This is a genomic window from Bifidobacterium cuniculi (assembly GCF_000741575.1).
Lineage (GTDB): Bacteria > Actinomycetota > Actinomycetes > Actinomycetales > Bifidobacteriaceae > Bifidobacterium > Bifidobacterium cuniculi.
In genome coordinates this window covers 19,180-37,540 of record NZ_JGYV01000029.1, presented here as the reverse complement: position 1 = coordinate 37,540, position 18,361 = coordinate 19,180, and the positions used below count along the sequence as shown (strand labels likewise).

Genomic DNA, 18,361 nt, shown 5'->3' with positions numbered 1-18,361 from the left:
CACCGGCTTGAAGAACCAAGAGTTCTTCAAGCCGGTGCCCGCTTTAATTCGCGTTTCGCCTCGACTGGGTGCCCGCTTTAAGTGAGGAAACGTCCCTGTCCGAGTGCCCGCTTTACCACCGAAAAAGACCCCGAGTCAGTGCCCGCTTTAAGAAAATAGGGGTCAGGCGTAGATGTTCCGGGTCTTCAGGTCCTCGGGGAGGCCGTTGAGGAGGTTCGAGACGCTCCTCGACTCGAAGACGGAACGGATGCCGGCGGCCAGGAGGGGGGCGCTGCTCAGGACGGTCATGTTCGGCAAGCGTTTTTCCTCGGGGATCGGCACGGTGTCCATGAGTACGATCTCCTTGGCGCCGCAGTCGCGCAGGCGCTCCACTGCGGGGCCGGAGAGCAGGCCGTGGGTAGCGACCAGCGTCACCGACTTGGCGCCGTGGTCGTGCAGGGTGCGCACCGCCTCGGTGATGGTGCCGGCGGTGTCGATCATATCGTCGATGACCACGCAGTCACGCCCCTCGACGTCGCCGATGATGCCGTGCGCCTCGGCGTGGTTCGGACGCGTGGTGTCACGCGTCTTGTGGATGAAGGCGAGCGGCAGGCCGCCCAGCTTGGCCGCCCACTGCTCGGAGACCTTGATGCGGCCCGCGTCCGGCGAGACGATCGTCGTGTTCTCCAACGGCAGGCGCCCGCGCATGTAGTCCAGCAGCACCGGCATGGCCGTCAGGTGGTCGACCGGGCCGTCGAAGAAGCCCTGCTCCTGCGCGGCGTGCAGGTCCACCGTCATCACGCGGTCGGCACCGGCTGCCTTGAGCAGCGTGAAGACGAGCTTCGCGGTGATCGGTTCGCGTCCCAGGTGCTTCTTGTCCTGCCGCGAGTACCCCAGGAAGGGCGCCACGACGGTGATCGACGCCGCCGACGCGCGCTTGGCGGCGTCGATCATGATGAGCTGCTCCATGATCCACTTGTTGATCGGCTGGGTGTGCGCCTGCATGATGAACACGTCGGCGCCGCGCACCGGTTCCGTGAACCGCACGTACATCTCGCCGTTCGCGAAGTCGTAGGCCGTCGTCGGCAGCACCGTGGTGCCCAGGAAATGCGCGGTCTCCTCCGCCTGTTCGGGGTAGGCTCGCCCCGTTACCAATGCAAGTCGCTTATCTGGGGTGCCTTCAAGAACTGCAGACATGATGGCCTTTCCGACTGTGGATGAGGGTGGCGGATATTCAAGCCTCTCCAATATAACAGCGCGGCTGTATGTGCGCGAGCCACGTTCCGTCGTCGCCCGCCGCGCGTCCGCCGCCGTCGGACTGCGGAACGCCCCGTCGGCATGGCCGTGCGTGTCGTGCCCGCGCACTACGATTGGACAAGTTGTCCCGCCAGCCGGGTTCCGCATACTCGGGCACGGCGACGCGGGCACGAACGCAAACACACTCCTGCCACGGAACGTCCGTGGCCGCAAGTCCGAAGGAGGTGGGTGATGTCTGCGCATAAGTATGAAATGATGTTCATTGCCGATCCTGAACTGGATGAGAACGGTCTGAGGAAGCTGACCGATCAGCACATGGAGATCGTCACCAAGGAGGGCGGCACCGTCGACAACGTCGATATCTGGGGCCGTCGCAAGCTGGCGTACGAAATCGACGGCAAGACCGAGGGCAACTACGTCGTGGTGACCTACACCTGCGAGCCCGCTACCAGCGATGAGCTCGACCGCGTCATGAACCTGAGCGAGACCATCGTTCGCACCAAGATTCTTCGCAAGTAATCCACCTGGTATTCGCATTTCCGCTAGAGAAAACGTCTGAAGGAAGGAACGATTATGGCAGGTGAGACAATCATCACCGTGGTGGGCAACCTGACCCGCGATCCCGAGCTGCGCACCGTGAGCAGCGGCTCGACCGTCGTGAACTTCACGATTGCGTCCTCCTCGAGGCAGTTCAACCGCAACACGAACCAGTGGGAGGATGGCGACACGCTCTTCCTCAACTGCTCGGCTTGGGATTCCGGCCGCACCTCACTGGCCACCAACATTGCGAATTCGCTGTCCAAGGGCATGACCGTGATTGCCCAGGGACGTCTGACGCAGCGTTCTTACCAGGCTCAGGACGGTACCCAGCGCACCGTCGTGGAATTGCGTGTCGACGAGATCGGTCCCTCGCTGCGCCGCGCCACCGCACAGGTCACGCGCCAGTCCGCGAACTCCGGGTTCGTGGGCAACCAGCAGGGCGGATTCAACCAGAATGCCGGCTACCAGCAGAACGGTGGCGGCTTCAACAACGGCGGCTACGCCGGCGGCGCCAGCAACTTCGCGGCGCCCCAGCAGCAGGCCCCCGCACAGGACCCGTGGAACACGCCCGATTCGGGCTCTTCCAGCTTCGGTACCTTCGGGGCCCCCGCCGAGTTCGGCAACGATTCCGGCGAGCCCGAATTCTAGGGCCGAATCGAATACCACCCCTCACATTCATTCAACCCATAGCATCATACGAAGCTTACAAGGAGCATAAGAAAGATGTCACGCAAGAGGCCGCAGCCGCCGGTGAAGCCGTTCAAGAAGAAGCCGAACCCGCTCAAGGCTGCCAAGGTTACCGAAATCGATTACAAGGACGTCGCCCTGCTGCGCAAGTTCATCTCCGACCGCGGCAAGATCCGTTCCCGCCGCATCACCGGCGTGACCGTCCAGGAGCAGCGCAAGATCGCGACCGCCATCAAGAACGCGCGCGAGATGGCCCTGCTGCCGTACGCCACCAACGGCCGCTGAGTCGAGGAGGAGCAAGAGCAATGGCTAACACCAAGGTTATTCTCAAGAAGTCCGTCAACGATCTGGGCCATGCCGGCGACATCGTCGAGGTCAAGCTCGGCTATGCCCGCAACTACCTGATCCCGCAGGGTTACGCCATGCCGTGGAGCAAGGGTGCCGCCGCCCAGGCCGAGGCCATGAAGCGTGCACGTCTGGCCAAGGCCGTCGCCACCCGTGAGGGCGCCGTCGAGGCCAAGGGCCTCATCGAGGGCATCGCCGTCGAGATCCCCGCCAAGGTTTCCGAGTCCGGCAAGCTGTTCGGTGGCATCTCCACCGATCAGATCGCCAAGGCGCTGGCCGACAAGGTCGCCGTCGACCCGAAGACGATCACCGTCGAGACCATCAAGACCACCGGCGAGTTCCCGGCCTCCGTGGCCCTGCACCCGGAGATCACCGCGAACTTCTTCGTGAAGGTCGTCGCCGAGTAATCGCGGCAATCCGCATCATCAAGGCATCAGTTGCCTGAGCTTAAGCATGGGGAAGGCCCCCGCGCACGTGTGCGCGGGGGCCTTCCCCATGCTTAGACGGGCCGGTGCACCGTCAGAAGCCGGACGTGTCGAAGTCGACATGCACGGTGTCGCCGTCGATGTCGAAGGTGCCGGGCATGGCGCCGATTTCCGACGACCCGTTGTCCGGTGTCCACCCCGAGGAGCGCTTCTCCTCGTAGGTGTACTTCATCGTGCCGCCGTAGGTGGTGAAGGTGCCGTCCTGGACGGACACGTTGCGCGTGACCTTGGGGTACTGGCTCACCGTCCACGCGAAGTTGCGGATCGTGGAGTACGTGTAGGCGCGGAAGGGGCAGCCATAGGGCGATGTGCCCTTCTCCTTCGCGCATTCGTCGACCTTGGCGTCCACCTGCTCCTGCAGCGCAGCGACCAGCTCGTCGGTGGCCTCCACCCACAGCTCGTGGCTGCCGTCTCCGTCGGCCGTGGAGACGGTGACCGTCTTGGCGGACAGGAGCTTCGACTCGCCGATGCCCACCTGGTAGACGCCCGGGTACGCCACGAAGACGGCGCTGCCATCCGCAGGCATCTCGACCGCGTTGTGCGCGGAGACGGCCACGCCGTTGATCGTGAAGCCGTCGAGCGCCGTCGGGTAGGTCACGGATACGCGCCTGGTCAGCGGCTTGGAGACCTGCCAGTCGCCGACGCAGGGCGGCCAGGCAGGCGACGCCGATGCCGGCAGCCAGGCCGGGGACGGCAAGGATGCACAGGGCCAGTCGTGCACGGCGACGCCCGACGCCACCGTGGGCGGCGTGCGCCAGGACGGCACCTCGCTCATTGCCACGCTCGAACTGACCGACGCAGTCTGCACCTACGGCACCTACCGCGAATCCGGCGTACGCGTCACCCTCAAGGACGACGATTCCGGCGACGTAGTGGCCGCCGCCATCTACGACTTCGCCGACCATCCGCTCGCCTTCGACGACGGCTACGCCAAGCTCTCCCTCGCCTTCGACGACCTGCAGTGCTGGCAGCCCGTCGACGAGATGGACGCAGACGACCTCGAGGTCGTCTGGCAGACCGGCGAACAGGGGAGGACAGGGCCGCCGCCGGCGTGGGCGGCGCGCTGGGCGGTGCCGACATCGCCCAGGACGACCGTGAGAAGTACGCGCTCGCCGCATTGTCCGAGCAGCTCGACGAGGACGGTTCCGACGCCACCGACTTCTACGACCACTACACCACGCAGCTGTCGAGCAAGAAGTACGGTATGCAGATCGACGGCAAGACGTGGACCTACGTGGACATCTACCGGCAGTTCCTCAAGCTGCACGCCAAGCATCCCAAGGCCCTGCTGATCTGGGCGGTCGACTACCCGAACTACACGAAGCACGGCAACGCGGCGGACTATTACGTGATCCTCAGCGGCGAGTCCTTCGACACCGTGGATGCCGCCTCCGCCTGGTGCACCGCGAACGGCTACGGCACCGGCGACTGCATGGCAGTGGACCTGGAGTAGACGGGACCACATTTGTGAAGAAATTGTGAAGATTGGCGATTGAGCGATCGGTGGCGGCCGTTGGTTGCCGTGACGGCCGCGCGGTGTTCCACGATGGGTTTGATGGGCTGTTTTCCTTGGAAATGTTGAGGTTTGACCGGGCGTGCGATATTGCGACACGCCGAGGGTTTGCGATTGTGTGGAATCTGAGTATATTTATCACTCGGTTCGACCAACGCCCCTTTAGCTCAGTTGGTTAGAGCAGCTGACTCTTAATCAGCGTGTCCAGGGTTCGAATCCCTGAGGGGGCACCGACCAGAAGCCTCGGCCTTGCGGCCGGGGCTTTCTTGTATTTTGCTTGGATCTCTGGTTTACGGACGTTCCGTCGGTTGTGGTTGACCGGGCCGCCCATGTCGGCATGTGCAGAGTTGCCATGTTCGCCTCATTCGGAAACATATTGGGCAAATGGCGTTGCATGCCCATTGCCTGTCGCTGCCTTGCGAGGATACGGTAAGTTCTGTTGGGATCGTGAAGGGGCACTGCAAGAGCATAGGAGAGAAGCCATGGTCAAGGGAAACTGTTCGCCACTGATGGCCGTGGCGGCTATTGGTCGAATGCGCGGCAAGTGATTATGGTTGGCTGGCGGACTTGCGGGAAGGAGTCCGTGGTGCGGCGTGTGTGGTCTGAGGTGCGGGTCGTGGCGGTTGCCGTGGTGTGCGTGCTGGTGGTGCGCGTGTTCGTGTTTCCGGTGTTCCTGATTCCTTCGTCGTCCATGGCGGGCACGCTCCTGGTGGGGGACCGTGTGGCGGTGTCCCGGATTGCCATGTTGTCGGGTGGTGTGCGGCGGAGCGACGTGGATTTGGATTCCGCTGATCGTAGGCGTCGCATTCGCTGCCCGTGGAAGTGTGTGGCCGGGACTGCTCCTGATGTATCTGCCATGGCTTGTCTTGGGGCTTGTTGCCCTGCGTCGCCGTCATGGCGGACCAGATGCGGAGGAAGACACTGCCGACCATGCCATGGTATCGGACGTGGATGCGTGGCGCAGCCGTTTTGCCGGTGACGTTCGGGCCCTTGCCGCCAGGCGGCAGGAGGAAGGGCGGGGCGACTTTGCCTGAATCGCGATGGGTGCGTATGCGTATGGGGTCCTGGTTAATCTGGCTCTTCGCGTTTGAGTGTGTAAGGGCCGTGCCCCGTCATCTCTTTTATTGATCACGCAAACAATGATGAGACACGGCCCTTACACACTCAAACGCGAAGAGCCTCAACTCGATGTGGGTGTTCGTCCTGCCCGGCGCCGTCAGCGTGTACAACGTCATCGTGGCACGGTCCTTCTTCGAGACGTCGATTCCCGAGGACCTCCACGACGCGGCGCAGATCGACGGCCTGAGCTACTTCGGCTACTTCGTGCGGATCGTGCTGCCGCTGTCCGGCGCCATCATCGCCGTCATCGGGCTCTACTACTTCGTCGGCCACTGGAACGACTACATGACGGGCCTGATCTACATCACCGACGACACCAGGCAGCCACTGCAGAACGTCCTGCAGCAGCTGCTGCTCGTCAACCAGAACACCTCCACCACCAGCATCGGCGTGGCCGACGCGCAGCGTGCCGCGGACCAGATCAAGTTCGGCATCATCATCGTCTCCACGCTGCCGTTGCTTGTCATCTACCCCTTCCTGCAGAAGTACTTCAACAAGGGCGTCATGATCGGCGCGGTGAAGGGATAGGTTCCACGTGAAACGCTTCGCGCTCGTCCGCATCGTCCTCATGGTGCTGGTCGCGCATGTCGCCATGGTCGTGCACACCCTGGCCGGGCTGGTCGTCGGCGGCTTCTTCCCCTCCCTGGCCATGTGCCACACGCTCTACCGCACCTGGCTGCGCGACGAGGACGACCGCTCGTGGTCGGCCGCGCGCAGTTGGCGGGTCTTCCACCGCGCCTGGAAGAGCGAACTGCTCGCGGCCAACCGCTTCGGCTGGCCGCAGGCTGTCGTGTGGGCACTGCTGCTGTGGGAATACTGGTTCGTCCAGCGCAATGACCTGGGCACCGCCGGCTTCGCGGTGTCCGACATCCTGCTCGCCGTCAACGTGGCTTACGCGCTGTTCGTGATGGCCAGCTGGGCCGTGCGCGCCAACTTCGACGAGCCGACGGGCTGGGTCGTGCGGACGGCCGTCATGATGGTGGTCGCCAGGCCACGCTGCTCGTTCATGCTGGCTGCCGTGACGGCGCTCGCGGTCTTCGTCTACTGGAAGCTGCCCGGGCTGGCCGTCGCGCTCGCCGTCATCTATTCCTGGGGCCGCCTGCCGGGGATGGATGTGCGGGACGGGCGGCCCGGAAATCCTTCCAAGGTTGGTTCCGGGGCCTGAGGTCTGACACATTTTTCGGGGCCGGGGAAATCGTGTAGGCCCTGGGACTGCACAATTTCAAATTGTGCAGTCCCAGGGCCTACACGATTTCCCCGGCCCCGAAAAATGTGTTCGGTATTGCCTGACGGCTGCTTGCGATGAGGATGCCTCCAGAGAGCGAAGGATATAAGATGGCATACTTATTGGTATGTGAATAATGATAAATCTATGGAGGATATCGTGTCTGACGCGACTATCCTGGACCGGCTCATTCCCATTTCGACGCTCAACCATGGAGGGGCGAGCCGCACCATCAACGATTTGCGCGACAACCAGCCGGCTGTCATCCTGAAGAACAACCAGCCGGCTGCCGTACTGCTCACCCCGGCTGATTACAAGTACCTGGTGGAGCAAGCGGAGGAATACCGCCTGTACTTGCTCACCATGGACCGCGTGGACCATGACGACGGTCAGCGGCTTACCACGGAGCAGGTATTCGGTGATGACTATGAGCCTGTCGACGACGGGTATGAACCGGAGTTCGAATGAGCTGGACCGTTCGTTATCTCAGGCAGGCGGAACGCGACGTCTCGCGTTTGAGGGAACCGACCAAGAGCCACGTATTCAAGGCGATCGAGAAAGTGGCGCAGAACCCGCTGCCGCAGGCCGAGGGAGGGTGCGGAAAGCCTCTGGGCGACAAACGGGGCAACAACCTGACAGGCCTGATGAAGGTCAAGCTCCATGGCGACGGCATCCGCATCGTCTACCAGCTGCAGCGCTCGGAGCGGGGAATGACCGTCATCGTGGTGGGCGTGCGAGATGATGAAGCTGCTTATTGTTTATAAGGAGACTGTGCGGCGGATGAAGTGAGTGCGGTAGGCCACGTTTTTCGTCCGGGAACAATTGTGCGCCCTGTGGGAGCGCACAATTGTTCCCGGACGAAAAACGTGACCTCAGCGGCCCTGGCTACCATGGGTGGCGTGAACGATTCGGCACCGGTTTCGCCGCAGCGCAGCAGGATCATGGCCTCCATCCGCGGCAAGGACACCTCCATCGAGCGGATGGTGCGCAGCTACCTGTTCGCGTGCGGGTTCCGGTTCAGGAAGAACGACAAACGCTACCCGGGGCATCCCGATGTGGTGCTGCCCAAGTGGCATGCCGTCGTCTTCGTCAACGGATGCTTCTGGCATGCCCACGAGGGGTGCCCCAAGTTCACGATTCCCAAGTCGAACGTGGAATTCTGGACGGCCAAGCTCGAACGCAACCGCGAGCGCGACCGCCTCCAGCATGAACGGCTGAGGGCGGATGGCTGGAAGGTGATCGACGTGTGGGAGTGCGAACTGGACAAGGCCCACCGCGAGGAGCGCCTGGCCCTGCTGGCGGACCAGATTCGCGACGCGGCAGGTTCCCGGTGATCCACGTGTGATCGGGACGCCTGATCCTCCGTCCCTTCCGTTTCTCTTCCTTGTGTGGGTCATAGGGGGTGGGTCAGCTGTGGCGTTTCCTGATCGGCATCAGGACGCAGGCGACGGCGGCCAGGAGGGCCGCGCCGAAGACGGCGATGGTGACTGGCTGCCGGTGTCGGCGATACCCTTCCGCATGGCCTTCGGCCGCTTGGTGTCGGTGGCAGAGGGCTTCGGGGTGGGCTTGGCCGTGTCGCCCGACTTCGGCGTCGTAGGCGCATCCAGGGTTTTGGCATCGCCCGGCTTCGGCGTTCCGGGTGTCGACGGTGCCGGACGACATGTACTGGTCGTAGCCGAGCAGGTCCACCCATGCGTCGCCCGGGTAGGTGGCCAGGTAGTTCGTCGGGTCGCCGTTGAAGGAGCCGGTGGGCGAGTAGGCATAGGGCAGGTTATGCACGCCCTTGGCGTCGCGCAGGTAGTCGACGATGTAGCGGAACAGTTCCTTGTATTCCGCGGTGCTGGCATGGGTGGCGCCCCACCAGAACCAGCTGCCGTTGTTCTCGTGCAGTGGACGGAACGCGATGGGCACGGCGGTGCCGTCGGCATCGTCGCCGACGTGCTCGTCGAGGGCATGCTGGTGGCCGAAACGCAGGGAATTTGCGTCGCCGTCGCGCAGCTCGGCGAACAGGGCGCGCTTGGCGACCGAGGCCTGCCGGTCCGCGATGGCGACGGGCGCAGGTTCGGCGGCGGCGGTCGGCACGGCCGCGGCGAGCGTGCCGACCGCGCCCAGGGCGGCGAGCGCGCTGATGCACAGGCGCGTCAAGCATGGAAGGTGCCTCTCCTTCGTCGGTGTCCCGAGGGAATCGACGGCGTGTCCGCACCCGCCGTTGGGCGCGGCTCGCATCATGGCCGGAGGGGCGTGCCATCGAATGGGCCGTCACGATGAACCGTAACGCCTTAATCGTTTCAGTGCCAGAGGCAACCCCCTCGCTTCTGCCCAGCGTCCGCGCCCCGGAAGCCTCCTATAACGCCGAAAGTACCCAAGGCACCAGGCGCTGGGCATGCCGCAGGGTAGAGTGGTCGGCTGTACGCGGCCCGACCACAGCCGCGGTTTCTCCGGCCTCTTCATCCTTGGGCGCCTTGGCGTGCCCGGCTCGACGGTGAGTCGCGGACGGCACCGCGCGCGTGGCGCGTCAATCCCAGCAGAGAGAACCAACCCAAGCAAGTGAAGGAAGAAGAGCAGTGGAGTACTCCCTCTTTACCAAGCTCGCCGCGGAATTCGTGGGCACCGCCGTGCTCATGATCTTCGGCAACGGCGCCGTGGCGAACGTCGAACTCGCCGGCACCAAGGGACACAAGGCAGGATGGCTGAACATCGCCATGGGCTACGGCTTCGGCGTCATGTTCCCCGTCCTCATGTTCGGCGGCGTCTCGGGTGCCCAGATCAACCCGGCGATGACGCTCGCGCAGGCCGTCAACGGCATGTTCCCCTGGAGCCAGGTCCTGCCGTACATCTGCGCACAGGTGCTGGGCGCCGCGGTCGGCCAGCTCATCGTGTACGCGACCTACTACCCGCACTACCAGAAGACGGAAAGCCCCGAGGCGATCCTCGCCACCTTCTGCACCACCGACGCGCACGAAAGCCGCATCAACTACTTCATCAACGAGTTCTTCGGCACCCTCCTGCTGGTGCTGGGCGCCCTGTGCTGCCTCGAGCTGCAGTGGGGCCGCGAGAACTACGCCTCCGCCTCCATCGTCGTCGGCTTCATCGTGTGGGGCCTGGTGTGCTCCCTGGGCGGACCGACCGGCCCCGGCCTCAACCCGGCCCGCGACCTGATGCCGCGCCTGCTGCACCAGGTGCTGCCGATCAAGCACAAGGGCAGCTCGCGCTGGAACGAGGCGTGGATCCCGGTGGTCGCCCCGATCTGCGGCGCAATCATCGGTGCCTGGCTGTTCCAGGTGCTGTTCGCGATCTGAATGGTATACTGAACACTTCATGATTGTCATGGACGGCGGATGGCTGCGCGTCGACCTGCGCGCCATCCGCCGTCCGTCGTTCGGGAGGGAGCCATGGCCGGCACGAACGGGCGTCGACGGACGCGACGCGCACAGGCAAGACGCATCTACTGCATCCGCCGTGCCGTCGTGGCATGCTGCGCGGTGCTGCTGGTCGCCGCGGTCACGCTGAGCGTGCGCGCGACACTGGGCGGCCTGGGTGAGCGGCATGTGCCCGGCGCCACCGCGGTGACGCTGGCCGCCCCGCCGTCGGCCACTGCGGAACCGTCGGCGACGCCGTCGTCCGGGGACTCGGCGACTCCCGAACCCTCGGCGACGCCCAGCGAGACGGCCTCGCCCGAAGAGCAGGCGCTCGACGCACAGTCCGCGTCGATCTCCGACAAGGAACGCCAGGAGATCATGGCGAAGGCGCAGGAGACGGCGAAGGCCAGTGGGGCGGCGCAGGTGACGATGACCTACTGCGTCTCCTCGAAAGGCAAGGTCGGCTCCACGGACGGCTTCGCGAACGCCATCTACCGTTCGCTCAACGACACCAAGGGCTGGCCGCGCGCCGGCGTCACCTTCGAACCCGTCTCCGAGGGCTGCGACGTGACGCTCACCCTGTCCGAACCTTCGCAGGTGCCCAGCTTCTCGCCGATGTGCTCCGCCGAGTACAGCTGCCGCGTGGGCAGCGACGTCATCATCAACAAGAAACGCTGGGACAACGGCGTCGAGGCATGGCTCAAGGCGGGCGGCACGCTCGCCGACTACCGCACCATGGTCATCAACCACGAGGTCGGCCACGCGCTCGGCCACATCGACAACGAGCAGACCTGCGCCGGCGAGGGCCAGCCCGCGCCGCTCATGCAGGAACAGTCGATGCACCTGGACGGCTGCAAACCCAACATCCACCCGCTCGACAGCGAACTGTGGACCGCGTTCTGAAAGGGGAGGCACGCTTGGTCGGTCGTTTCGCGCCCACCCCGTCGGGGCGCATGCACATCGGCAACATCACCGCGATGCTGGCGGCATGGCTGTCCGCCAGGTCGCGCGGCGAGGGCATCGTGCTGCGCATCGAGGACATCGACGTCCCGCGCGTCGTGCCCGGCGCCGACCGCCGGATCATGGACGACCTCGACTGGCTCGGCCTCGACTGGGACGGCGGACCCTCCTACCAGTCGCGGCGCACCGACCTGTATGCGCAGATCCTCGAGGACCTGCGCGACGACGGCCTCGTCTACCCGTGCTTCTGCTCGCGTGCGCAGATCCGCGCGGCCAGCGCGCCCCAGGAAGGCGACCGCTTCATCCTCTACCCGGGCACCTGCCGTCGCCTGTCCGAAAACGAGCGGTCGGCGCGGCTGGCGTGCGGCGACCGCCACTCGTGGCGGCTCGCCGTGCCTGCGCCAGGGGACCCGGACGGCCTCGTCGGCTTCGACGACCGCGTCTTCGGCCCGCAGTCCTTCGACGTCGGCGCCGACCTGGGCGACGTCGTCATGCGCCGCTCCGACGGCCTGTTCGCCTACCAGTTCGTCGTCAGCGTCGACGATGCGCTCATGGGCGTCGACGACATCGTGCGCGGCCGCGACCTGCTGCGCTCCACCGCGCTGCAGCAGTGGCTGCGCGTCCGGCTCGCCGGGCTCGGCATCGGCAGCGGCACCGTGCCCGCATACGCGCACATCGCACTGCTCGACGACCCGCACGGCAAGCGGCTCGCCAAGCGCGAACGCTCCACCGACATGGGCGCCATGCGCGCCGCCGGCATGCACGCCGAGGACATCCTCGGTGTCGCCGCCTGGGCGCTGGGGCTGCTCGACCGCCCCGAGGCACTGTCCGCGCAGGACGCGCTCGCGATGTTCTCCTGGGGCAGGGTGCGCCGCGACGACGTGGAGATCCCGCCCGCACTGCTGGCCGGCAGACACGGGAGTGCGGGCGATGGCACGGGCCGCTAGAATGAGCGGGAGAGTCATGAGGAGGACGCGATGACGGCGTATATGGAACACAAGGACCTGGCGAACGAGTCCATCGACGAGGCACGCGCACGGAGCATCGCCGACGGCGTCCACCGTGTCCTCGACGACGTGGCACGGGCCGAGGAACAGGCGGGACGGCCGGCCGGATCCGTGCAGGTGCTGGCCGCCTCCAAGACGCGCGACGTGGGGGAGATCATGGCGGCCGTCGACGCGGGCATCCGGCTGCTGGGGGAGAACCGGCCGCAGGAGATCGTGGCGAAGATCGACGGCCTGCGCGCCCAGGGCGCCCAGCGCGGCCTGGTGATCGGCGCCAGCGACCTGGAGACCGCGGAAGGCGCCGACGACCCCGAGGCCCTGAACCGCCTGCCGTTGCATCTCATCGGCCAGTTGCAGAGCAACAAGATCGGCAAGGTGCTGCCCGACGCGGACGTGATCGAATCCGTCGCCACCCTCGACTTGGCCGAGAAGATCGCCCGGCGCATGGCCGTGCGCGGCCGCACCATGGGCGTGCTCATCGAGGTCAACGAATCCGGCGAGGACAGCAAGTCCGGCATCGCCCCCGACGAGGCGCTCGACCTGGCGCTCGCCGTCGCGGCGCTCGACGGCGTCGAGGTGCAGGGCTTCATGACCGTCGGCGCGAACGTGGACGACGAGGCGACCGTCCGCGCCGGTTTCGCGCACCTGCGCGGACTGCGCGACGCGGCGCTCGCCGCCGGTGTGGCCAGCGCGCGGGAACTGTCCATGGGCATGACCGGAGACAAGGAGTGGGCCATCGCCGAGGGTGCCACCATCGTGCGCATCGGCACCGGCATCTTCGGGGAGCGGGATTTCAAGTAAGGGGCGCATTCCCAATGTTAAAGCGGGCACCCGCTTTAACGGAGAGGACTTCAACGTTGGGGAAACATCGAGTGGATTGTGCCTCTAGAGAAGAGGGTGTGGCAGGTGGATGCACGGTTGCGTCCAGCTGTTGCTGAAATTTTCCGTACACAACGCGTCACTTCCCTGGTGAAGCGTTGCATATTTGCGCCCTGAATTGTGCGCGGAGCTTTTCCCGATTTGGCGCCATTTGTACAGGGGCTCTAGCCTTCCTGCGGGGCAATGTGACCGTGGGTAGACTTCCCATCAGTCGATTCCTGGAACTGCACCAAGGAACACCTGTAAAAAATGTCAATGGGGGCATCCATCCACTCGAACCCACTCCGACACGGGACTCAGGCGACGGCAGTGGGCCGCGTGGTCAGGCTGATGGCCATGATAGGTGCCTTGGCGATGGGAATCGCCATGATGTGCCCCGGAGCCGTCGCGACCGTCGACGACGCCACGCCGGCCGCGGACCAGTCCGCCGCCGACGGCTGCGGCTTCGCGCGCCGGCACCGGCACGCCCGGCGCCACCTTCCAGGTCACAGGCGCTGACGGCAAGACCGTTGAGCTTCGTGGACAACGGCGACGGCACCTGCACCTACACCAGCCCGGTGACCTCCGTCACCTCGCCCACTGGCGACGACCGTGGCCACATCGCCCTGCTCGGCGGCGCCGGCGTACACATCGCCCTGCGCGCCCGCAGCCTCAAGCGCCAGCTGCGCGGCTGAGCCGTCGCCCTTCCCAGGTGCCCGCGCCAGGCATTGGCGTGGGCACCTTGCCATATGCGCGACCTCTCGAAGGGGGCTTCGAGGGGATTGCGCGCCATCGCCACGCTGCTAAGCTAACGTGGCGTTGGGTTCCACAGGCAAACAAGACAGGAAGCATGATGCACAGACGGCGCAAGCAGGCCAAGGTCCAGACGCAGCCATGGCAGCCGCTCGACTTTGCGCAGGCGACCGACATCACTGATGTCGTGCGCCTGCGCCGCTCGCTGCGCCGGCGCATGCTGGCGATGCGCATCCTCACCCTCCTGCTCGTCGCCGCCGCGCTCATCGTGGGTGCCACCCCCTTCGTGCTGCAGTGGAAGACGTCGCGCAGCCTGTCGTTGCAGACCAGGAGCGTGCAGCAGGAAGTGCTCGGCTGGCCCTACCCGCAGGCCGAGGAGGAGATCAAGGCGGCACAGGAGTACAACCATGAGCTGGCGGCCAGCGGCCAGCCGATCCTCGGCGAGGCCGTCGACCCCTTCGCCAGCGCTTCGGGCAGCTCCAGCGCCTCCGGACAGGGCGACTCCGCGGCCGACAAGGACACGCGCTACCAGCAGCTGCTCGACACCGGCGGCGGCGTCATGGGCTCCATCCGCATCCCCAAGATCGGCGTGGAACTGCCCATCTACCACGGCACCTCGGAGGAGGCGCTCGCATCGGGGGCGGGACACCTGTACGGCACGAGCCTGCCGGTGGGCGGCACGAACACGCATTCGGTGATCACCGGGCACCGCGGCCTGGTGGCCGCACCGATGTTCACCAGGCTCGATGAGATGGTCAAGGGCGACTATTTCTACGTCGAGGTGATGGGGGAGACCCTCGGCTACAAGGTGGACCGCATCACGGTGATCGACCCGGACGACACCTCGCAGCTGCGCGTGGTGCCCGGCGAGGACCGCGTGACGCTCATGACCTGCACGCCCTACGGCGTCAACACCCAGCGCCTGCTCGTCTCCGGCACGCGCGTGAGCATCCCGTACCCCGCACCCAACCCGAGCGACCTGCATGACGGACGCACCTCGGGCACCATGGCCGCGATTGTCACGCTGGTGCTCGGGCTGCTGGTGTGCGCGCTGCTGCGCAGACGCCGGAAGGGCTTCATGCGCGTACGCCATGGCCGCGATTGGTGACGACACGCATGTGTGTCGAATAAAGGGGTCGGCAATGCCGTGGGAGGCATGTGGTCGGCGTGTCGCGGAAGGGGCACACCGACTTTGTCGTCGGAAGGTGAGAAACCCTTGGAATTTCAACGAAGAATTGCGCTTGGGGGGAAATTGCGGGGGGGGGGGTAATCCGCCCATCTTTATTTGTTACAAATAGTTCACAACCGATGTCAAGGGGAAGTTCGAGGGGTCTTCTTTGGGGTTATGTTCGGAAACCCATTTTTTGGAGTGGATTGCATCCACTCCGTTGGAGGTCAGACAAATAAATTTCCCCAAAGTATGCTACCACTCAGAACTTTGAAAAAGTGAGATCTTTGGAGGGAATTCATGGAGGGACCAAGCAGCCTGAACCCACGCCGTCATGGGCGGCAGTCAGGGATTGTGCGTACCCGGAACCATGGCAGCAAGCTCGTGGCATTGTTGTGCGCCTTGGCGATGGTCGCCGGCATGACCGGCGCCGCGGTATCCGCATACGGCGATGACGACGAGTCCACCGCGCCCTCACAGGATGCCCAGGTCACGGCGCAGGCCGCCGAGCCGACGGCTAAGGCCGTGGACGCCCCGGCATTCAACAAGCAGATCGAGCCCAACGACGACGGCACCTACACCCTGAGCATGGATGTGACCGGCAAGTCCAGTGAGACGACCGAGCAGCAGGTGATTCCGCTCGACATCGCGCTGGTGCTCGATGTGTCGGGAAGTATGGATGAACCCGTCATGAGGGACCAGTATTCGGAAGTGGCGTTGCGGAACATGAGTTACCGCAACACGTACTATGTTCCTAATGGCGATACGTACGAACCGGTGACGTGTAGCAAGATGCAGACTGTAGGTCACATTTTCACTTCCACTGTCTGCACGACTTGGCAGACAGCCGAAGGTGCTTCGTACAATGTGTCCTACAACGGGAGCACGCCTACAGGTGTCAGTCCTGATACGAAGTTTTATCAAGTGAGGCAGGTGTCCACAGGACAGACACGTCTGCAGGTCCTCAAGGCCTCCGTGGATGAATTCCTCACTCAGCTGGCCGCCCAGAACGAGACCATCGCGAACCCGGACAGCAAGGTCCAGGTCACGCTCATCAAGTATGCAGCTAAGAAGAATACGACAGTTGGTAATGATACGTACACCGAGGGCGAATATACCTACAACTATTCGCAGGTAGTGCAGCCTCTGACGAGCCAGATGGACAAGATTCGCACATCCGTGGACGCATTGACGGAGGGCGGTGCGACGTCTGCTGACTACGGCTTGGAATTCGCGAAACAGGAACTGGATAAGGGCTCCCGAGCCAATGCGCAGAAGATGGTGATCTTCTACAGTGATGGCGAACCGAACCATTCGAAGAGCGACTCCGTTAGCCCCGGCAACGGCACTGGATTTGAACAAAACGTAGCCAATAGTGCGATTGAAGCAGCTCACACCCTCAAAGCTGCCGGAGCGACCATCTTCGCCATCGGAGCCATGTCGGATGCGAACCCGACCGGCACGGATAAGGTCAACAAATATATGAATTACGTGTCGAGCAACTTCCCCGACGCCACTTCCATGATTTCGCCCGGCGAAGGCAAGTACGGGAACGTCTACTACCAGGCCGTGACCGCAGGCACCGACCTGCAGCGAATCTTCGACGAGCTCATCGACATCGTGACCTCGGGCACCGCCTACGAGAACGTCACCATGACGGACACGCTGTCGCAGTACGCACAGTTCACGCAGCCCGATGCCGCAAACTTCGGAGCGAAGCTGGTCATCCGCGATGCGCAGGGCAAAGTGGTTGATCCCAGTGCGGTCGGGCTGCCCGACGAGCAGGGCCAGACCTACGCCATCACCGCCAACCCGGCGACCAAGACGGTGAGCGTCAGCTTCCCGGACAACTATGCGCTGCACGACGGCTACCGCTACAGCCTCGAGTACACCGTGGAGCCCACCCAGAAGGCCTATGACGACTACGCCTCCAACCTCAACTCCGGCAGCGCCGACGGCGCGTACGCCGGCGTGAAGGGCGACGACGAGACGGGCGCCAGTTCGGCCGGACAGCCGGGTTTCCGCAGCAACGACAAGGCAACCATCGACTACACGCCCCGCGTGGACGGCAATTCTCAGGATCCCGTCAAGGACGTGCCGATGCCCCACCCGGTGATCCAGGTGGACGAGTCCAAGTTCGCCAAGCTCACCGTGGAGAAGCACTGGGTCGGCGTGCCGACCGCCGACCGTCCCGACTCCATCCTCGTGGACATCAGCTGCAGGACCGCGGCTGGCGAGGCCTGCACCGGTTACGACAACGTCAAGGTCGCGCCGGACCCGAACGATGCCGCCACCGAGGACTGGCACGCGACGGTCTGGATTCCGGTGGCGGACGTCGACCGCACCTTCACCGTGACCGAGCACTCCTATGACGCCTACTACACGCAGTACGACGCCAAGAGAGAATGGAACCTGGACGCCAACCAGACCGATGGCGGCAGCGGCTACTTCACGACCGTGACCAACTACCCGAAGACCGCCACGTTCAGCCTGGGCAACATCCAGGTCGGCAAGACGGTCCAGGGAACGGACACGGACAGCGACTTCGGCTTCACCCTGAACGCAGGCGAAGGCCTGACGGGCGCCACCACTGACGGCACCACCGCCTTCACGTCCGCGGACACCACCGTTGCCGGCCCCTTCACGCGGGACCAGCAGAGGACGGGCGCCTTCGACGGCACCGTGACCCTGCAGCTGCCTGCACCTGGCGAAACCTCGAAGGCATACGCGTTCACGGTCAACGAGCAGGATCCGCAGTCCGAAGGCTGGATCTGGGACCAGGACCAGGTGGGCGTGACCGTCACGGTCGCCAGGAACACGGCCGGCGACCCGGAATTCAACGCCGACGGCACGGTCAAGGCCACCGTCTCCTACACGTACCCGGATGGCGACTCGGATGCCACCGACGCCAACAAGAACCTTGCCGCCTTCACCAACAGGCTGAAGCCGGTCAGCAAACTTCCCTTGACTGGTGAGGGCGGGGCGACTCCATTGCTCTGGCTCGTCATCGGTGGCGGATTGGGCGCCTTGGCGCTCCTGAGTGCGGGAGGTGTTGCCGTCTGGCGCAAGCGCAGCCAGGTCTGACCCCATAAGACTTCCGCGGCCGCAG

General features: G+C 64.5%; 21 protein-coding genes, 1 tRNA gene and 1 pseudogene. 20 read left to right on the top strand and 3 right to left on the bottom strand.

Translation table 11 applies throughout. From position 1 onward, the window contains the following. Positions 1–162: 162 nt before the first annotated feature. Positions 163–1,176: a ribose-phosphate diphosphokinase gene (locus BCUN_RS10355; RefSeq protein WP_033516529.1), complete on the bottom strand. Its 1,014-nt coding sequence runs from the start codon at positions 1,174–1,176 to the stop codon at positions 163–165. 291 nt (positions 1,177–1,467) lie between these two features. On the opposite strand from BCUN_RS10355, the gene rpsF reads away from it, so the two are divergent. The 4 genes from rpsF (at position 1,468) to rplI (ending at position 3,215) form a co-directional block, all read left to right on the top strand. Further along, entirely contained in the window at positions 1,468–1,755 is a 288-nt protein-coding gene (gene rpsF, locus BCUN_RS10350; RefSeq protein WP_033516527.1) for a 30S ribosomal protein S6, read from the top strand. Between the two features lie 54 nt (positions 1,756–1,809). Next, positions 1,810–2,424, top strand: coding sequence for a single-stranded DNA-binding protein (locus BCUN_RS10345; RefSeq protein ID WP_033516525.1), 615 nt, complete (start codon positions 1,810–1,812; stop codon positions 2,422–2,424). Positions 2,425–2,499: 75 nt separating this feature from the next. Further along, entirely contained in the window at positions 2,500–2,748 is a 249-nt protein-coding gene (rpsR, locus tag BCUN_RS10340; RefSeq protein WP_006295709.1) for a 30S ribosomal protein S18, read from the top strand. Between the two features lie 20 nt (positions 2,749–2,768). Next, on the top strand, positions 2,769–3,215 hold the full coding sequence (rplI, locus tag BCUN_RS10335; protein WP_033516521.1) for a 50S ribosomal protein L9: 447 nt from the start codon (positions 2,769–2,771) through the stop codon (positions 3,213–3,215). A gap of 112 nt (positions 3,216–3,327) precedes the next feature. On the opposite strand, the gene BCUN_RS10330 is transcribed toward rplI, so the two are convergent. After that, positions 3,328–4,101: a hypothetical protein gene (locus BCUN_RS10330; RefSeq protein WP_152598126.1), complete on the bottom strand. Its 774-nt coding sequence runs from the start codon at positions 4,099–4,101 to the stop codon at positions 3,328–3,330. A gap of 243 nt (positions 4,102–4,344) precedes the next feature. Here BCUN_RS10330 and BCUN_RS10325 point away from each other — a divergent pair, with 243 nt between their 5' ends. From BCUN_RS10325 to BCUN_RS10295, 8 genes and pseudogenes are all read left to right on the top strand, one after another. Continuing rightward, positions 4,345–4,746 carry a hypothetical protein gene (locus tag BCUN_RS10325; RefSeq protein WP_238552424.1) on the top strand — a complete coding sequence of 134 codons (402 nt, stop codon included), beginning with the start codon at positions 4,345–4,347 and terminating at the stop codon, positions 4,744–4,746. A gap of 216 nt (positions 4,747–4,962) precedes the next feature. Further along, positions 4,963–5,036: transfer RNA gene (locus BCUN_RS10320), tRNA-Lys, on the top strand. 320 nt (positions 5,037–5,356) lie between these two features. Then, positions 5,357–5,785: a S26 family signal peptidase gene (locus BCUN_RS13010; RefSeq protein ID WP_420796481.1), complete on the top strand. Its 429-nt coding sequence runs from the start codon at positions 5,357–5,359 to the stop codon at positions 5,783–5,785. Between the two features lie 200 nt (positions 5,786–5,985). Then, positions 5,986–6,453 (top strand): annotated as a pseudogene (locus BCUN_RS10315) (carbohydrate ABC transporter permease); the annotation flags it as partial. Between the two features lie 7 nt (positions 6,454–6,460). Further along, positions 6,461–7,090, top strand: coding sequence for a YesL family protein (locus BCUN_RS10310; protein ID WP_033516517.1), 630 nt, complete (start codon positions 6,461–6,463; stop codon positions 7,088–7,090). A 219-nt stretch (positions 7,091–7,309) separates the two neighbouring features. Continuing rightward, entirely contained in the window at positions 7,310–7,618 is a 309-nt protein-coding gene (locus BCUN_RS10305; protein ID WP_238552423.1) for a type II toxin-antitoxin system Phd/YefM family antitoxin, read from the top strand. Continuing rightward, entirely contained in the window at positions 7,615–7,914 is a 300-nt protein-coding gene (locus BCUN_RS10300) for a type II toxin-antitoxin system RelE family toxin (protein WP_033516513.1), read from the top strand. Before BCUN_RS10305 ends, BCUN_RS10300 begins: the two co-directional genes overlap by 4 nt. Positions 7,915–8,040: 126 nt before the next feature. After that, a complete protein-coding gene (locus tag BCUN_RS10295; RefSeq protein WP_420796480.1) occupies positions 8,041–8,484 on the top strand; it encodes a very short patch repair endonuclease in 444 nt (147 codons plus the stop codon). A gap of 73 nt (positions 8,485–8,557) precedes the next feature. Here the strand turns inward: BCUN_RS10295 and BCUN_RS10290 are convergent, their stop codons facing one another. Then, positions 8,558–9,295, bottom strand: a complete 738-nt coding sequence (locus BCUN_RS10290) for a glycoside hydrolase family 26 protein (RefSeq protein ID WP_033516511.1) — start codon at positions 9,293–9,295, stop codon at positions 8,558–8,560. Positions 9,296–9,714: 419 nt separating this feature from the next. Between BCUN_RS10290 and BCUN_RS10285 the strand changes: the two genes are divergently transcribed. From BCUN_RS10285 to BCUN_RS10255, 8 genes are all read left to right on the top strand, one after another. Next, entirely contained in the window at positions 9,715–10,449 is a 735-nt protein-coding gene (locus BCUN_RS10285; RefSeq protein ID WP_033516509.1) for an MIP/aquaporin family protein, read from the top strand. A gap of 93 nt (positions 10,450–10,542) precedes the next feature. Then, the gene (locus BCUN_RS10280) at positions 10,543–11,412 is read left to right on the top strand and encodes a DUF3152 domain-containing protein (protein WP_033516507.1); all 870 of its coding nucleotides are present in this window, start codon (positions 10,543–10,545) and stop codon (positions 11,410–11,412) included. Between the two features lie 14 nt (positions 11,413–11,426). Further along, complete coding sequence (gene gluQRS / locus BCUN_RS10275; protein ID WP_051921045.1) at positions 11,427–12,416, top strand: tRNA glutamyl-Q(34) synthetase GluQRS; 990 nt, start codon at positions 11,427–11,429, stop codon at positions 12,414–12,416. Positions 12,417–12,446: 30 nt separating this feature from the next. Next, positions 12,447–13,274: a YggS family pyridoxal phosphate-dependent enzyme gene (locus BCUN_RS10270; protein WP_033516505.1), complete on the top strand. Its 828-nt coding sequence runs from the start codon at positions 12,447–12,449 to the stop codon at positions 13,272–13,274. Positions 13,275–13,700: 426 nt separating this feature from the next. Further along, positions 13,701–13,850 (top strand): hypothetical protein, encoded by a 150-nt coding sequence (locus BCUN_RS12490; RefSeq protein WP_156100158.1) that lies wholly within the window; start codon positions 13,701–13,703, stop codon positions 13,848–13,850. Between the two features lie 11 nt (positions 13,851–13,861). Beyond that, the gene (locus BCUN_RS12485; RefSeq protein WP_156100157.1) at positions 13,862–14,026 is read left to right on the top strand and encodes a hypothetical protein; all 165 of its coding nucleotides are present in this window, start codon (positions 13,862–13,864) and stop codon (positions 14,024–14,026) included. Positions 14,027–14,184: 158 nt separating this feature from the next. Beyond that, positions 14,185–15,192: a class C sortase gene (locus BCUN_RS10260; protein ID WP_033516531.1), complete on the top strand. Its 1,008-nt coding sequence runs from the start codon at positions 14,185–14,187 to the stop codon at positions 15,190–15,192. A gap of 444 nt (positions 15,193–15,636) precedes the next feature. Beyond that, positions 15,637–18,336, top strand: coding sequence for a DUF7604 domain-containing protein (locus tag BCUN_RS10255; RefSeq protein ID WP_238552422.1), 2,700 nt, complete (start codon positions 15,637–15,639; stop codon positions 18,334–18,336). Positions 18,337–18,361 lie beyond the last annotated feature (25 nt).

Excerpts from the sequence above, each read along its gene's own strand:
- BCUN_RS10355 (WP_033516529.1), bottom strand. The coding sequence starts at position 1,176 with ATGTCTGCAGTTCTTGAAGGCACCCCAGATAAGCGACTTGCATTGGTA.
- rpsF (WP_033516527.1), top strand. The coding sequence starts at position 1,468 with ATGTCTGCGCATAAGTATGAAATGATGTTCATTGCCGATCCTGAACTG.
- BCUN_RS10345 (WP_033516525.1), top strand. The coding sequence starts at position 1,810 with ATGGCAGGTGAGACAATCATCACCGTGGTGGGCAACCTGACCCGCGAT.
- rpsR (WP_006295709.1), top strand. The coding sequence starts at position 2,500 with ATGTCACGCAAGAGGCCGCAGCCGCCGGTGAAGCCGTTCAAGAAGAAG.
- rplI (WP_033516521.1), top strand. The coding sequence starts at position 2,769 with ATGGCTAACACCAAGGTTATTCTCAAGAAGTCCGTCAACGATCTGGGC.
- BCUN_RS13010 (WP_420796481.1), top strand. The coding sequence starts at position 5,357 with ATGGTTGGCTGGCGGACTTGCGGGAAGGAGTCCGTGGTGCGGCGTGTG.
- BCUN_RS10300 (WP_033516513.1), top strand. The coding sequence starts at position 7,615 with ATGAGCTGGACCGTTCGTTATCTCAGGCAGGCGGAACGCGACGTCTCG.
- BCUN_RS10295 (WP_420796480.1), top strand. The coding sequence starts at position 8,041 with ATGGGTGGCGTGAACGATTCGGCACCGGTTTCGCCGCAGCGCAGCAGG.
- BCUN_RS10280 (WP_033516507.1), top strand. The coding sequence starts at position 10,543 with ATGGCCGGCACGAACGGGCGTCGACGGACGCGACGCGCACAGGCAAGA.
- BCUN_RS10270 (WP_033516505.1), top strand. The coding sequence starts at position 12,447 with ATGACGGCGTATATGGAACACAAGGACCTGGCGAACGAGTCCATCGAC.
- BCUN_RS10260 (WP_033516531.1), top strand. The coding sequence starts at position 14,185 with ATGCACAGACGGCGCAAGCAGGCCAAGGTCCAGACGCAGCCATGGCAG.